At 66.8% G+C, this 14,651-nt stretch carries 14 protein-coding genes and 2 tRNA genes; 11 read left to right on the forward strand and 5 right to left on the reverse strand.

The annotated features are described in order from the left end of the window. The first annotated feature begins 15 nt into the window (after positions 1-15). Positions 16-89: transfer RNA gene (locus GKZ92_RS14115), tRNA-Arg, on the forward strand. Between the two features lie 15 nt (positions 90-104). Here GKZ92_RS14115 and GKZ92_RS14120 read toward each other — a convergent pair. Then, positions 105-614, reverse strand: coding sequence for a GNAT family N-acetyltransferase (locus GKZ92_RS14120; protein WP_006360052.1), 510 nt, complete (start codon positions 612-614; stop codon positions 105-107). A 152-nt stretch (positions 615-766) separates the two neighbouring features. On the opposite strand from GKZ92_RS14120, the gene GKZ92_RS14125 reads away from it, so the two are divergent. Beyond that, the gene (locus GKZ92_RS14125; protein WP_006360053.1) at positions 767-1,141 is read left to right on the forward strand and encodes a hypothetical protein; all 375 of its coding nucleotides are present in this window, start codon (positions 767-769) and stop codon (positions 1,139-1,141) included. Then, positions 1,141-2,796: a hypothetical protein gene (locus GKZ92_RS14130; RefSeq protein WP_155225359.1), complete on the forward strand. Its 1,656-nt coding sequence runs from the start codon at positions 1,141-1,143 to the stop codon at positions 2,794-2,796. The genes GKZ92_RS14125 and GKZ92_RS14130 overlap by 1 nt, the downstream gene beginning before the upstream one ends. Before the next feature lie 12 nt (positions 2,797-2,808). On the opposite strand, the gene GKZ92_RS14135 is transcribed toward GKZ92_RS14130, so the two are convergent. Beyond that, on the reverse strand, positions 2,809-4,107 hold the full coding sequence (locus tag GKZ92_RS14135; RefSeq protein ID WP_035754064.1) for a uracil-xanthine permease family protein: 1,299 nt from the start codon (positions 4,105-4,107) through the stop codon (positions 2,809-2,811). Positions 4,108-4,233: 126 nt separating this feature from the next. Between GKZ92_RS14135 and GKZ92_RS14140 the strand changes: the two genes are divergently transcribed. The 3 genes from GKZ92_RS14140 (at position 4,234) to cmrA (ending at position 7,816) form a co-directional block, all read left to right on the forward strand. Continuing rightward, entirely contained in the window at positions 4,234-4,797 is a 564-nt protein-coding gene (locus GKZ92_RS14140) for a PadR family transcriptional regulator (protein ID WP_006360056.1), read from the forward strand. Positions 4,798-4,873: 76 nt separating this feature from the next. Further along, positions 4,874-6,937 carry an NADPH-dependent 2,4-dienoyl-CoA reductase gene (locus GKZ92_RS14145; RefSeq protein WP_035754063.1) on the forward strand — a complete coding sequence of 688 codons (2,064 nt, stop codon included), beginning with the start codon at positions 4,874-4,876 and terminating at the stop codon, positions 6,935-6,937. Positions 6,938-7,009: 72 nt separating this feature from the next. After that, entirely contained in the window at positions 7,010-7,816 is an 807-nt protein-coding gene (gene cmrA, locus GKZ92_RS14150; protein ID WP_006360058.1) for a mycolate reductase, read from the forward strand. 18 nt (positions 7,817-7,834) lie between these two features. Here the strand turns inward: cmrA and GKZ92_RS14155 are convergent, their stop codons facing one another. Further along, complete coding sequence (locus GKZ92_RS14155) at positions 7,835-9,415, reverse strand: helicase HerA-like domain-containing protein (protein ID WP_196222007.1); 1,581 nt, start codon at positions 9,413-9,415, stop codon at positions 7,835-7,837. Positions 9,416-9,485: 70 nt separating this feature from the next. Between GKZ92_RS14155 and orn the strand changes: the two genes are divergently transcribed. The 4 genes from orn to GKZ92_RS14175 all read left to right on the forward strand — a co-directional run bounded on the left by orn (position 9,486) and on the right by GKZ92_RS14175 (position 12,043). Beyond that, positions 9,486-10,085 (forward strand): oligoribonuclease, encoded by a 600-nt coding sequence (gene orn / locus GKZ92_RS14160; protein WP_006360060.1) that lies wholly within the window; start codon positions 9,486-9,488, stop codon positions 10,083-10,085. A 102-nt stretch (positions 10,086-10,187) separates the two neighbouring features. Further along, positions 10,188-10,260, forward strand: a tRNA-His gene (locus tag GKZ92_RS14165). Between the two features lie 142 nt (positions 10,261-10,402). Continuing rightward, positions 10,403-10,747 carry a YciI family protein gene (locus tag GKZ92_RS14170; protein WP_006360061.1) on the forward strand — a complete coding sequence of 115 codons (345 nt, stop codon included), beginning with the start codon at positions 10,403-10,405 and terminating at the stop codon, positions 10,745-10,747. 3 nt (positions 10,748-10,750) lie between these two features. Next, positions 10,751-12,043 carry an RNA polymerase sigma factor gene (locus GKZ92_RS14175; protein ID WP_155225361.1) on the forward strand — a complete coding sequence of 431 codons (1,293 nt, stop codon included), beginning with the start codon at positions 10,751-10,753 and terminating at the stop codon, positions 12,041-12,043. Positions 12,044-12,057: 14 nt separating this feature from the next. Here the strand turns inward: GKZ92_RS14175 and GKZ92_RS14180 are convergent, their stop codons facing one another. Further along, entirely contained in the window at positions 12,058-13,743 is a 1,686-nt protein-coding gene (locus GKZ92_RS14180) for a hypothetical protein (RefSeq protein ID WP_155225362.1), read from the reverse strand. 39 nt (positions 13,744-13,782) lie between these two features. Beyond that, entirely contained in the window at positions 13,783-14,250 is a 468-nt protein-coding gene (locus tag GKZ92_RS14185; protein WP_230461802.1) for a signal peptidase I, read from the reverse strand. Between the two features lie 19 nt (positions 14,251-14,269). Here GKZ92_RS14185 and GKZ92_RS23755 point away from each other — a divergent pair, with 19 nt between their 5' ends. Then, on the forward strand, positions 14,270-14,584 hold the full coding sequence (locus GKZ92_RS23755) for a hypothetical protein (RefSeq protein WP_230461803.1): 315 nt from the start codon (positions 14,270-14,272) through the stop codon (positions 14,582-14,584). The last annotated feature ends 67 nt before the right edge of the window (positions 14,585-14,651 follow it).

Consider the following 14,651-nt stretch of genomic DNA (forward strand, 5'->3'; position numbering starts at 1 on the left):
GAGCGCGCCGAGCACGCCTCCGTAGCTCAGGTGGATAGAGCAAGGGCCTTCTAATCCCTAGGTCGCAGGTTCGAGTCCTGCCGGGGGCACCGTCACTTACGGCATCAGATGCCGAACGGCGCCGCGTAGCGCACCGTCCCGGACGGGACGTCGGTGCCGTCGAGGCTGAGCACCATCAACGCCTCTTCGGGCACCTCGATGCTGAGCCGGATGCCATGGTCGACGGCTCGTCGGAAACCGAAGCGCGGGTAGTAGTCGGGGTGGCCCAGCACGACGACGGTGCTCTCCCCCATGTCGCGCGCCGCGTCGAGGGCGGCGATGATCGCGGCCGAACCCGCTCCGGTCCGCTGGTATGCGGTGGCCACGGCACACGGTGCGAGGCACAACGCGGGGGCATCGTCGACGTGACAGCGTGTCAGCAGCGCGAAACCAACCGGGCGATCGTCGGCATCGACGGAAACGATGGAGAGCCCGTCGAGCCAGGCCGGGTCGGCGCGGAGCGCGTCGACCAGCTCGGCTTCCTCCGACGTGGGAAAGGCGTCCGCATTGATCTCGTGGACACACGCGACGTCGTCGGGCCGTTCCGCCCTCGTATGCCAAGCCTGTTGCGGCATCGGCGGCTCCCCTGTCCTGTCGAGTGCCCCCAACGTAGCCCCCGCGCGTGGTCGCGGAGAAGCGGTTTTCGGAACCGGCGAGGCGCGCGGCGCGTCCAAGAATCGCGCCACCTCTCCGGGTGGTCGCAGTCCTCGAAGAGTCACGGAGGATCATGCCATTCCCGTTCCCCATCCCCTCACCCGTTCCGCTCGTCCCCCAGTGGTTTCCCCGATCTGATCGCGGAAACGACTCGGAGAAGGATGTTTTCGGGGTTTCGCCGGACGAGATCGAGGCGGTCGTCAGGTCGTGGCGCGCCAATGGCATCGCCATCCACGCGATCGATACCGCGACCCTCGGCGACGCCCGGGGCTCATCGAGTCGGGTGGCCCGTGCACTCCGCGACACCGCCGGACCTGCCGGTCGCGCCGTCGAGTCGATCGGCGACCGCCTCATCGCGATGAGCGAGATCCTGGCCACCTTCGAAGCGACGACGACCTCGGCGGACGCCCGAGCTGCCGCGACGTTCGAAGCACTGCGGGACCGCTGATGCGCCCTACGATCTCGGCGCTGCGCGCCTGGAATCCGCAGTCCTTCGCCGACGCGGGATCGGCCGCATCGACCGCGGCCGAATCTCTCGACACCGGAATCGACCGCGCCCGGACGGCATTCGAGTCATCCGACTCGTGGCGTGGACGCACCCGTGCCGCCGCACACGACCGTATCCGGCAGGAGCACGACCACGCCGGCGAGGTCCGCAACGCGCTGCAGATGGTCGCCGACGAAGCATCCGACGCCGGGACCGACCTCGCATATGCGCGCGAGCACGTGTTGCGTCTCGTCGACGCCGCAACCGGCGCAGGTTTTCGCGTCGCCGACGACGGCACGGTCACCCACCCCGATCCCGGCCGGGTCACGGCGGCCGCCGAGTTCAGCGGCTCGATCGAGTCCGGTCTGGCCGCCGTCGACGGTCTCGACGAACGCTACGGCTCGCGACTCGACGGGCTCGCGACCGACCTCGCGTCAATGGTCGACGGACAACCCGATGTGACGCTTCCCGGGAATCGCCCCTTGGACGCCGACGCTGCCGTCCGAGTGCTCGAGTCACTCACTCCCGGCCAGGTCCGCGACATCCTCGAACAGATGGCACCCGACGACATACGACGCCTCATCCAGGCGAATCCGCATGTGCTGGGCAACCTTCCAGGCGTTCCCTTCGACCTTCGCATCCAAGCCAACGAGATCAACATCCGCAACGCCCTGGTCGACGAGATCCAGGCCGGCCGGAGCGAGGGTCGTCGTGCCCGGACGCTGCGGGAGATGCTGACGCCCGGCGACGGGCGCGAGCGGCAGTTCGTGACCTTCGTGAACACACGGCAGGGACGCGTCGTCGAGATGATCGGCACGCTGCGTCCAGGCACCAGGAATGCCGCCACCTATGTACCGGGAACCGGCACCACCATCGACACCGCCGGCGGCGACAACCGCCGCGCCGCAGCCGAACTCGCCGACCAGACCAACGGCCCGGTGTTCCTCTACCTCGACGGCGATCTGCCTCCGGATCTCCGCGCGGCCACGAGTCCGGCCTTCGCCGGCGCCATGGCCGCGCGGCTCGAGCTGTTCGGAACCGAACTCGACGCCGAGATCGCCCGCCACGCACCCGGCGCGAGCACCACCTACATCGGCCACTCCTATGGCGGGGTGGTGGTCGGCACCGCCGAGCAGCTGGGCCTGACTCCGGACCGCGTCATCTACGCGTCGTCGGCCGACACCGGGGTGCACGATCTAACGCACCCCGGCGGCGTCGAACGGTACTCGCTGACATTTCCCGGCGACCCGATCCACTACGCGCAGTCCCTACCCGGGAACCCGCATGGCTCCGACCCCGACTCCGCACCCGGGGTGACGCGTCTCGACACCGGTACGGTCCAGATCGACGGACGCACCTACGACAGCGGGATCAAGACCCACGGCGGCTACTGGGACGACCCGCACTCGACGGCCTTCCGGAACATGGTGAAGGTCATCACCGGTCAGCAACCCGACCTGTACGTCGCGCGCAAACCCGATGTCCCCGAACTCCCGCCACCACCGCTCGGCGCACCGGCACCCCTGTGGGGGCTGTATCTGCTCAACGACCGCGCCGACGGAGATGTGGACCTACCAGGCCCCATCCCCGACATCCCGCTGAAACTCCCGTGGTGACGACCGACCTGTTCAGGACTTGTCGGGAACCACCGTCCCGCGCCAGCCACCGATGATCCGCATCGAGTGGTAGATGACCAGGGCGGCAACCGAGCCCAGCGAGATACCGGCGAACACGAGATCGCCGATCTGCCAGGTGTAGTCGGCGATGCCGATGATGAGCGGGATCGCGGCGGTGAACTGGTTGATCGGCTTGGAGAAGTCGACCTTGTTGCTGACCCAGATCTGCACGCCGATGATGCCGACGAGGCCGTAGAGGGCTGTCGTGACCCCGCCGAGGACGCCCGGCGGTATGGCGGCGATCACCGCACCGATCTTCGGCGACAGGCCGAGCAGGATCGCGGCCGCACCGGCCACCCAGTAGGCCGCGGTCGAGTAGACCTTGGTCGCCGACATCACGCCGATGTTCTCGGCGTACGTGGTCGTCGCCGAACCGCCACCGCTGCCGGCGAGCATCGTCGCCAGACCGTCCGCAGCGAGCGCGCGGCCCATCGTGTCGTCGTAGTCCCTGCCGGTCATCATCGCGACCGACTTCACGTGACCGATGTTCTCGACGACGAGGACCAGGACGACGGGAAGGAACAGCGGCAGGACACCGAGATCGAAGGTCGGGGTCTGGAAGTCGGGCAGGCCGACCCACGCGGCGTCGGCGATACCGGAGGTGTCGATGTAGTCGTTGTCGGAGTCGATCCAGTCGAGGACGAGCGCCAGCACATAGCCGAACGCGACGCTGAGGAAGATCGCCAGACGACCGAGCAGCCCGCGGAACAGCACCGCCGAGGCGACGAGCAGGACCAGAACGATGGTCGCGAGGACGGGGTCCGCGACGAAGTTGTTCTTCGCGGCCGGGGCCAGGTTCAGGCCGATCAGTGCCACGATCGCACCGGTCACCACCGGCGGCATCAGCGTCTCGATCCACTTCACGCCGGCGAAATGACTGATCAGACCGATGATGACGAGCAGCGCACCGACCGCGACCAGGCCACCGAGCGCCGACGATGCCCCGTCGGAGGCGACCGCCGCCGTCACCGGCGCGATGATCGCGAAACTCGAGCCCAGATAGCTGGGGAGACGGTTACGGGTGATCAGCAGGAACAGGATGGTGCCGATACCCGAGAACAGCAGGGTCGTCGACGGCGGGAACCCGGTGAGGACCGGCACCAGGAAGGTCGCGCCGAACATCGCGACCACATGCTGCAAACCGATGCTCACAGTCCGCGGCCAGGTCAGCCGTTCCTCCGGTGCCACCACGGTGTTCGTCGTGAGCTTCCACGACAGCAGGTTCTGGGATCTCGTCCCCGGTTCAGTCATGCGCAACAGTTTGCGGCACTCACGGCTTGCCCGCTCCCCTTACCCCGGTGCTCACTCGGCGCATATGCAACAAGACTCATAAGCACCTTGTTGCATAGTGCCCTGTTGCGGTGTTAGCGTGCTCACATGGCGCTCGAACATGCGATTCTGGTGTCGCTGGCGGAGCGACCCGGCACGGGTTACGAGATCGGTCAGCAATTCGACCGGTCGATCGGTTACTTCTGGTCGGCCACCCACCAGCAGATCTATCGGACGCTCAAGAAGCTCCTCGACGACGGCCTGGTGAGTGTCGAGTCGATCAGCCAGGACGGCCGCCCGGACAAGAAGGTCTACACCATCTCCGACTCGGGCCGAGATGCGCTGGCGCAGTGGGCGATGAGCCCCACACCACGGCAGGCACTCCGCAGCGACATCGGCGTCAAACTCCGCGCCGCCGAGTTCGGCGACCTCGCCGCCATCATCGGCGAGCTCAAGGCCCACCGCGACGAGCACGTCGCACAACTGACGTTGTTCAAGGGATTCCAGGCGGACTACTACCCCGAGCCCGACACCCTGACCGGCCGCAAGCTCCACCAGTACCTCGTGCTGCGCGGCGGCATCCGGCAGGAGGAGGGCTACATCGAGTGGTGCGACGAGGTCATTCCCGCACTCGAACGCGAACTCGCCGGGATGAACCAGCGACACCCGTGACGGCACGGAACCACCACCCAGACAGAGCATTGCACGCACACAGCGTCACCACGACACCGAGATGAAAGGTCGCGCCATGTCAGCCCACACGGCACAACCCAACCCGCATTACCCGCACCTGTTCACGCCGCTGCAGATCGGCGGCATGACCATCGAGAACCGTCTGGTGATGGGGTCGATGCACACAGGTCTCGAGGATCGCCTCTGGGACACCGACAAGCTCGCCGCGTACTTCGCCGAGCGCGCGAAAGGCGGTGCGGGACTGATCATCACGGGCGGTTTCGGCACCAGCCGCACCGGCCTGCTCGCCTTCGCCGGCGGCAAGATGACCAACGCCCTCGACTGGAAGCGACATCAGCGCGTCACCAAGGCCGTGCACGACGAGGGCGGCAAGATCGCCATGCAGCTCATCCACGCCGGCCGTTACGGGTACACCCCGTTCAAGGTCGCTCCGGGCAAGGATCCGTCGCCGATCCATCCGTTCAAGCACCTGCGGATGACCGAGCCGATCATCTGGCACGTCATCAAGACCTTCGGCCAGTCGGCGAAGCTGGCACGCAAGGCCGGGTACGACGCCATCGAGATCATGGGCGGCGAGGGGTATCTGATCAACCAGTTCCTGTGCCCGCACACCAATGACCGCACCGACAAGTGGGGCGGCAACACCGAGAACCGGCAGCGTTTCCTCGTCGAGGTCATCAAGGAGATCCGCCGTCAGGTTCCCCGCGACTTTCCGATCATCCTGCGTCAGTCCGTCGCCGACCTGATCCGCAAGGGCCAGACCTGGGACGAGATCGCCCTGATGGCACGCAAGGCCGAGGAGCACGGCGTCGATGCGATCAACACCGACATCGGCTGGCACGAGGCCCAGGTCCCCACGATCGTGACCTCGGTCCCCCGCGGCGCCTTCGTGAAGTTCACCGAGCGTCTCCGCGACGAGGTGTCGATCCCGCTGATCGCCGCCAACCGCATCAACACCGCGGAGTTCGCCGAGGAGATCCTCACCAACGGCCGCGTCGACGCCATCCAGATGGCCCGTCCGTTCCTCGCCGATCCCCACCTGGCCAACAAGGCCCGCGCGGGTCGCGCCGACGAGATCAACACCTGCATCGGCTGCAACCAGGCCTGCCTCGACCACGCCTTCGTCGGTAAGAAGGTGTCGTGCCTGGTGAACCCGCGTGCGGGACGCGAGACCACGCTGATCCTCAGCCCGACGCGCAAGGCCAAGCGGGTCGCCGTCGTCGGTGCCGGTCCGGCCGGCCTGTCGGCTGCCGTCTCGAGTGCCGAACGCGGCCACAAGGTGACGCTGTTCGAAGGTGGCAAGTCCATCGGCGGCCAGTTCTCCATCGCCGCCCGCATCCCGGGCAAGGAGGAGTTCAACGAGACGATCCGCTACTTCACCCGCAAGCTCGAGGTCCTCGGCGTCGACGTCCGACTCAACACCCGGGTCGACGCCGACACGCTCATCGCAGAGAAGTTCGACGACGTCATCGTCGCCACCGGTGTCGTGCCGCGCATCCCGAGCTTCCCCGGCGTCGACCACCCGATGGCGATGTCGTACGCCGACGCCGTCCTCGGTCATCGCGAGATCGGCAAGCGGGTCGCCGTCATCGGTGCCGGAGGTATCGGCTTCGACATCAGCGAGTTTCTCACCACCGACGAGTCGCCGACGCTGAATCTGAAGGAATGGGAACAGGAGTGGGGCGTCACCGACGATCCGGAGAAGCCCGGTTTCGTCACCAAGCCCCGCCCCCTGCCGCCGGTGCGTCAGGTCTACATGGTGCAGCGCAAGTCCGGTAAGCAGGGCAAGTCGCTCGGCAAGACGACCGGCTGGGTGCACCGCGCCACGATGAAGATGAAGGGCGTCGAGCAGATCAGTGGCGCGACCTACGACAAGATCGACGACCAGGGTCTGCACCTCAGCTTCCGCGACGACGAGGGCAACGTGACGGAGACCCGGGTCCTCGAGGTCGACAACGTGGTCATCTGCGCGGGCCAGGAATCGGTACGCGATCTCATCGATCCGCTGACCCTCGCCGGTGTCACCACCCACGTGATCGGTGGCGCCGACTACGCGGGCGAACTCGACGCCAAGCGCGCGATCCGGCAGGGCACCGAGGTCGCCGCCGGTATCGACTGACCTCTCGACCCAGCTGTCGCTGCGCTCCGGCTCTTCTCGGGCCGGGCCGCAGCGGCCGCTACGATTGCTCCCATGCCGGTACCGCCGCCTTCAGAAAACGCCCGCGCCGTCGTCACCGGGGCCTCCTCCGGTATCGGTCGCGAGCTCGCCCGGGCGCTGGCCGCCCGTGGCCACTCGGTCGTCCTCGTCGCCCGTCGCGGTGAGCTCCTCGAAGAGCTCGCCGGCGAACTGCGGGCCGCCCATCGGGTCGCGGTCGAGGTCCGCGCGGTCGACCTGTCCGACCCGACCAAGGTCGAGGTCCTTGCCGCCGAGTTCGCCGGACGCGAGATCTCGATCCTCTGTAACAACGCCGGCATCGCCACCTTCGGCCCCGTCGCCGAACTCGACGCCGACTACGAGAAGTCCCAGGTCCTCCTGAACGTCAACGCCGTTCACGACCTGACCCTCGCTGTGCTCCCCCAGATGGTGAAGCGCGGTTCCGGCGGCATCCTCATGGTGGGGTCGGCAGCCGGCAACATGCCGATCCCGAACAACGCCACCTATGCCGCGTCGAAGGCCTTCGTCAACACGTTCAGCGAATCGCTGCGCGGTGAGGTCTCGGCACAGGGCGTCCACGTCACACTTCTGGCTCCCGGCCCGGTCCGCACCCACACACCGTCGCCCGACGAGGCGTCGATCGTGGACAAGGTCGTCCCCGACTTCCTCTGGCATTCATCCGCGAAGGTCGCCGAGATGAGTCTGGATGCCCTGGCGCACAACAAGATGCGTGTCGTCCCCGGAACCCTGTCCAAGGCCATGTCGGTGGCCGGCGGGTACACCCCGCGCGCCGTCGTCGCGCCGATCGTCGGCGGGTTCTACCGAAAGTTCAGCGCCGAGTAGCCCGGCGCCGAACACTTCTCACCGCTTCCGACGCCGCCCCGTACCGAAGATCGCGCGACTGAACTCGCGTCCCGCGGCGCTGGCCGCCGACCGCAGGAAGCTCTGCACCGGCTTGCTGGTCAGCACCTCGGTGATGATGCCCGGCTCCTCGGGGACGGGCTTCGGTGCCGGACTACGTTTCGGAGCCGGGACGGGAACCGGAGCCGGTGCGGGCGCGTCGGCGGATTCGCCGGGCGACAGCATGTTGGCGGCGAGCATCTCGTAGGCCGACTCGCGGTCGATCGACTGCCCGTACTTCGCATACAGCGGACTCGCCTCGGCGGCGGCGGTGATCGCCTCCGCCCCGATGACATCCATCGACGAACGCGGCGGACGCACGACCGTCCAGGCGACCGGGGTCGGCGCACCCTTCTCCGACAGCACCGTCACCACGGCCTCACCGGTGCCCAGCGAGGTGAGGACCTGCTCGAGCTTGTAGATCTCCGACACCGGGTACGTCTTGACCGTCTTCTTCAGCGCCTTCTGATCGTCAGGTGTGAAGGCACGCAACGCATGCTGGATGCGGGCGCCGAGCTGCGACAGCACCTCGTTGGGGATGTCGGTGGGCAGCTGCGAGCAGAAGAAGACGCCCACACCCTTCGAGCGGATCAGCTTGACCGTCTGCACGACCTGGTCGATGAACGCCTTCGACGCGTCGTCGAACAGCAGATGCGACTCGTCGAAGATGAAGACCAGCTTCGGCTTGTCGACATCGCCGACCTCGGGCAGGAACTCGAAGAGGTCGGCCAGAATCCACATCAGGAAAGTGGAGAACAGAGCAGGCCGGGCGGCCTGGGCGCCGAGCTCGAAGAGCGTGATGATGCCGCGACCGTCGGCGGCGAGGCGGATGAGGTCGGCGGGCTCGACCTCGGGCTCACCGAAGAACGTGTCGCCGCCGTCGGCCTCGAGATTGGTCAGGGAACGCAGGATCACGCCCGCGGTCTGGCGCGAGACCCCGCCGATGTTCTTGAGCTCTTCCTTGCCCTCGTCGCCGGTGAGGAAGGCGATCACCGACCGTAAGTCCTTCAGGTCGAGCAGCGGCAGACCCTTTTTGTCCGCCCAGTGGAAGATCAGTCCGAGGGTCGATTCCTGGGTGTCGTTGAGGCCCAACACCTTGGAGAGCAGGATCGGGCCGAAGGATGTGATGGTGGCGCGGATGGGCACGCCGATGCCGGTGTCACCGAGCGAGACGAACTCGACGGGATGAGAGGCGGGCTGCCAGGAATCGCCGGTCTGCTGTGCGCGTTCGACGATCTTGTCGTTGCTGACGCCCTCGCGGCTCAGCCCCGACAGGTCTCCCTTGATGTCGGCCATCACCACCGGCACACCATTGGCGGAGAGCTGTTCGGCCAGCAATTGCAGGGTCTTGGTCTTGCCGGTGCCCGTGGCACCGGCGACGAGGCCGTGCCGATTCATCATCGCGAGCGGGATGCGCACCGAGGCGGTCGCGTCGACCTGACCGTCCACCGACACCGTCCCCAGTTCGAGCGAGGTGGAGGTGAAGGCGTAGCCGGCGGCGATGGTCTGAGCAGGGCTGAGGGCTTCGGTCACGAGGGACACAATAGCCCGCGAGGTGCCCCTGTTCTCCGTCTGACGCGGGCTCGTCGTGACGGTTGGCTAAGGTTGTCGGGTGCAGGACAAACTGGTGTGGATCGATTGCGAGATGACCGGCCTCCGACTCGAGTCGGACAAGTTGATCGAGATCGCGGCCCTGGTCACCGACGGTGACCTCAACATCCTGGGTGACGGCGTCGACGTCGTCATCCACGCCGACGACGCGGCTCTCGCGTCGATGCCCGACGTCGTGACCAAGATGCATGCCGATTCCGGTCTCACCGAAGAGGTACGCGCGTCCACCGTCACCCTCGCCGAGGCCGAGAAGATGGTGCTCGACTACATCCGCAAGCACGTGACGTCGCCCGGTGCCGTCCCGCTGGCCGGCAACTCGATCGCCACCGACCGCGGCTTCATCGCCCGCGACATGCCCGAACTCGACGCCTACCTGCACTATCGGATGGTCGACGTCAGTTCGATCAAGGAACTGTGCCGCCGCTGGTTCCCGAAGGTGTACTTCGGCCAGCCCGACAAGGGCCTCGCCCATCGTGCCCTCGCCGACATCCGTGAATCGATCCGCGAGCTCCGTTATTACCGTGCAGCCGCCTTCGTGCCGGCTCCCGGCCCCGACGTCGATGCGCTCGCGAACATCGTCAAGGATCTCGGGCCCGCCTGAAAACGCAGGTCAGATAATCGATTGGAGTTCTGCGGCATCTACCCGCTAGAGTGTTCTTGGCTCTGAGACCAGGCGCGAAAGCCCGGGTGTCGGATGCCGATGGTGGATGTAGTTCAGTTGGTAGAGCACCAGGTTGTGATCCTGGCTGTCGCGGGTTCGAGTCCCGTCATCCACCCCGATGAGTGGGAGGTCCGAGTTTCGGGCCTCCCATTTTTCGTTTCCGACGAGAAGTTCCGGCGGCTGTCGATATCGCGTCCGCCCGTACGTCACCATGGTGTCGGACCACTCCGGTCCGGCGGCAGATGACTGGAGGAACGATGAAATACGCACTGCTGCTCATGGGACACGTCGACGACCCGGCATGCGGCGAAGAAGGCGGAGCGACGCCCGAGGAGTTCTTCGCGTTCGACCAGGAGATCACCGAAGCCGGCGTCGTGGTCAGCTCTTTCGCTCTCGAGGACGAACGCGCCGTCGTGCACACGAATGGCACGGGCGAGCGCGTCGTGGCGTCGTCGGGTCCGTTCGCCGAGGTTCGCGAGTTCGTCGGCGGCGTCTACGTCATCGACGTCGCCGACATCGACGAGGCGATCGAGTGGGCTCGCCGTAGTCCCGGTTCGGCACCGGGTGGGCACGTGGAGATCCGGCCGCTCGCGCCGTACTGAGCCGTGACCGGAACACCGGACCGCTCGGCGGGCGCGCCTCTCGTGGCCCGTCGAGCGGTTGCCACGATCGATCGCGGCATCCGCACTCGTGTCATCGCCACCCTCACCAGACGATTCGGTGATCTCGATCGCGCCGAGGACGCCCTGCAGGACGCTCTGGCGCAGGCCCTGGTCACCTGGCCGCAGACAGGTGGCCCCGAGTCACCAGAGGCGTGGCTCACGACGACCGCGAAACGTCGGGTGCTCGACGAACTGCGGCGGGAGAACGTCCTCGCCGGGAAACTCGGGCAGCTGCAGACCGATTCGGACCGCGCGCCCGTTCCGGCGGACTTCGGCGACCCCGCCGACATCACGCATCCGGCATTGCCCGACGAACGCCTCGGCATGTACTTCGCGTGCACCCACCCGGTTCTGCGGATCGAGGACCGGATCGCGCTCATGTTGCGGTTCGTCGCCGGGCTGACCACACCCGAGGTCGCGCACGCACTCCTGATCCCGGTTCCGACCGCACAGCAGCGACTCGTGCGCGCGAAGAAGCGGATCAAGGCACTCGGCGTGCCGTTCCATCCGCCGCGTGCCGACGACCTACCGGACCGCCTCGGGGGCGTCCTACGTGTTGTGTACCTGGTGTATTCGGAGGGTTACGCACGGTCGACGGGTAGCTCACACATCCGCGACGACATCACCGCCGAGGCCATCGCGCTGGCGCGGACTCTGTATGTCCTGCTCCCCTGCGCCGAGACCGCCGGGCTGCTCGCTCTGCTGTTGCTCACCGAATCTCGGCGGCCCGCACGGGTGGACCCCGACGGCCGGCCGATCCCACTGTCCGACCAGGACCGGACCCTCTGGGTCACGGCAATGGTGAGAGAGGGCACCGCACTCGCCGAATCCGCTGCTGCACAACGTGACGCGGGTGCCTACACGATCCAGGCAGCGATCGCCGCGGTTCATGCGGAGGCGCGGACCGCCGATGACACCGACTGGGCGCAGATCGCGGTTCTCTACCGCCTGTTGGAAGCGCACGATCCCGGCCCGGTCGTGCGGATCGGCCGGGCCGTCTCCGTCGGACGGGCGTTCGGACCGTCACGCGGGATCGAGATGCTCAACCGGTTGGCGTCGAACCCCTCGCTCGACCGGTATCGCCCGTTCCATGTGGCGCGGGCACTGACACTCGCGGAACTCGACGATCACGACGGCGCAGCGGCCGCCTACCGTCGCGCGCTCGAGCTGCCCGGCAACGAGGCCGAAGACGACTATCTCGCAAGCGTTCTCGCCGGGTTGACGCAGGACTCCTGACGACGAGAGACCGGTTACTCGTCGTCCGCGGAGGAGTCCGCCGAGGACTCGTCCGAACTCGATCGCGACCGGCTCTTCTTCTCGGGAGTGGGCACCGGGTCGGAGTCCTCGGCCTCGACTGCAGGCGCCTCGTCCGCGGGCGCGTCGTCGGTCGGGGCCGCTTCCGGTTCGCTGGTCTCCGGCGCGTTCGCGACGGGTGCGGGTGCGGACGTCGTCGTCGAGGTCACCAGCACCTCCGGGTCCGGCAGGACGAACGTGAATCCGGCTGTGCCCGCGGGCTTCCACATCGCCTTACCGGCGGCGCTCGGCGCGGTGAACGCCACCCAACCGGTGTAGGTCTGCCCCGGCGCCAGCTGATCCGGCAATTGCGCTCCCTCGGTTGTCGCCTGCCCTGACGCCTGTTGCACTCCCCCGACCATCGGGGCGAAGTCATCCCAGGCGATCGACGACAACCGGCCGTCACCCCCGGTGTCCGACGTGGTCACCGCCATCTTCACCGCAACTGTCGCCCGTGCACCGTCCGAGGGAGCGGTGGACCCGACCTTCTGGATCGTCGCCGTACCGAGGTCGGTGCCATCGGTGGCGATCACCGGGAACTGCTCCCCGACGTCGACGTCGGTCGGGGTCGTCGGACCTTGCTTCAGCGCCGGGGTTTCGGCGGCTTCGCTCTCGGAAGAGCTTCCGGACGAGGAGCTCTCGGACTCGGAACTCTCGGAGTTCTCGGAACTCTCGGAGCTCGAGGACTCCGATTCCGAACTCTCGGAGCTCTCGGCGGCCGAACTCTCCGCGGACTCCGACGGCGTGGCGCTCTCCGAGGACGGCGCGAGGCGTGCCGCCATCCGTGCCGCGCCCGCAGCCTGGACAGAAGATCCTGCATCCGGAAGCGCAACCCCGATACCACATTCGGCGCGGACGAACTGGATACTGACGGTCCAGACGGTCGAGTGCGGCCACAAGAGGTTCTGGATATCGAGGTCCAGGATCAGCGTCGACAGAGCGGTCTTCGCGGTAGTGGCAACGATGCTGCGGAACGTCCCCTCTACCCGGTACCCCACCGCGTTGTCGGTGAAGGACCTCGACCCGTTCGGCGGGGGCATTGCGTAATTGTTGTTTGAGCCGATGCCGATATAGATGTCACCGCCGGTCGGAGCTGTGGCCGTGGGTGTGACCGTTTCGCCGTAGTTCGATGAAGTGCAGTTGACCGCAGCCGTGTAGATGTTCTCCTTCGTGTCCAGGACCGACACGGTCGAGCTGAACGGATTCAACCAGTTCGGCGTGGGGGACGCCCTCAGGTCCCGCGCCGTTGAGGTCGCGGATGCCGAAATGTTGCCGGCGGTGCGGGTCAGCGTCGCCTCCGACCGCCCTCGCGCAGCGACCATGCCCACACCGAAGAAGCCACTCCCGCTGTACCTGGAGGTGAAGGTGGTTGCACCGGGGGTCACCGTGGTCCCCGGGTTGGCAAACGTATGCGTGGCAGTCGTGGCGTCCCATGTGTCACCGCTGATCAACCGCTGGTTCTTTGTGTGCGCGGTGATCGAACGGGCGTACCCGTCAGTGGCCGGAGCGAGACGGAATGTGGAACTCCCCCAGACCTTGTCATTCCACGCCGCGAGCACGCCGGTCGCCTGCGCGACCACGCCGAGTACCGCAATCATGCCGATGACGGCGATCAGGATCTTGCTGCGCTTGGTGAGGTTCATGCTTGCCGTGTATCTCTATGAGTTGCGGAGGAACTGGGTTCAAGAACGAGAGGGTTCGTTGTGCTCGTCCCGGCGGCGACCGGTCGTCGACTTCGGCCAGAACGCCCAGAGGACGAGGAGTGCCGCACCGAGGGTGATGGCCCCGAGAACGTACGGATTCGACAACCAGACGATCTGCTTTGCGAGACCCGGTGCATGCCAGACGACTTTGCGCACCTGGCTCACGCGGTAGGGCTCCGGGTCGGGGTTCGGATTGGCATCGCCCTGCATCTCGATGAGGGCCTCGCCGCCGCCGAGTTGCTTCACCGCGATCGCCCGATGAGTGATCGGCTTCAGACCGATCCCACGGTCGACGGTGATGACATCTCCGACCTTCACCTCGGTCGCAGGGATCTCGTGCACGACAGCGATGGATCCTTGCGGGATGGTGGGATCCATCGAACCTGTCTTGAACATGATGATCGTGTAGTTGCCCACGAAGGCGAGGACTGTCAGCGCAATACACATCACGCCGAACACTGCGAGGATGTTCAGCCCCCAGTCGACGAGCCGACTGCCCAGCGACCGCGTCGCCGGCGTCGCCACGTGCGATTCGACGGGCGCCGGTTCGGCAGTAGCCGAGTCCACAGCCGGCGGTGACGGCACGATCGGAATCGGCAGGGTCGGGGCCTCCGACGCCGGAACGTGGCCCGCCGGAGCCGACGTCCAGACCACCCGCGGGGCAGGTGCCACGACGCTCATCGGTGCGGTCACCGTCCACGAATCCCGAATGCCGGACCCATTCGCGTCGGGTCGGTCGGTGCAGGGACTCGAGGTCGTCGTCATCGCGCCGTCTCTCTGAGGTCTAGGGGTGCGGATTCGGTTGGCAGGCAGCACAACTCTGCGGGTCGCGTGAACCCTCGATCCGG

Origin of the sequence: Gordonia sp. 135 (genome assembly GCF_009720185.1) — a bacterium.
GTDB lineage: Bacteria > Actinomycetota > Actinomycetes > Mycobacteriales > Mycobacteriaceae > Gordonia > Gordonia alkanivorans.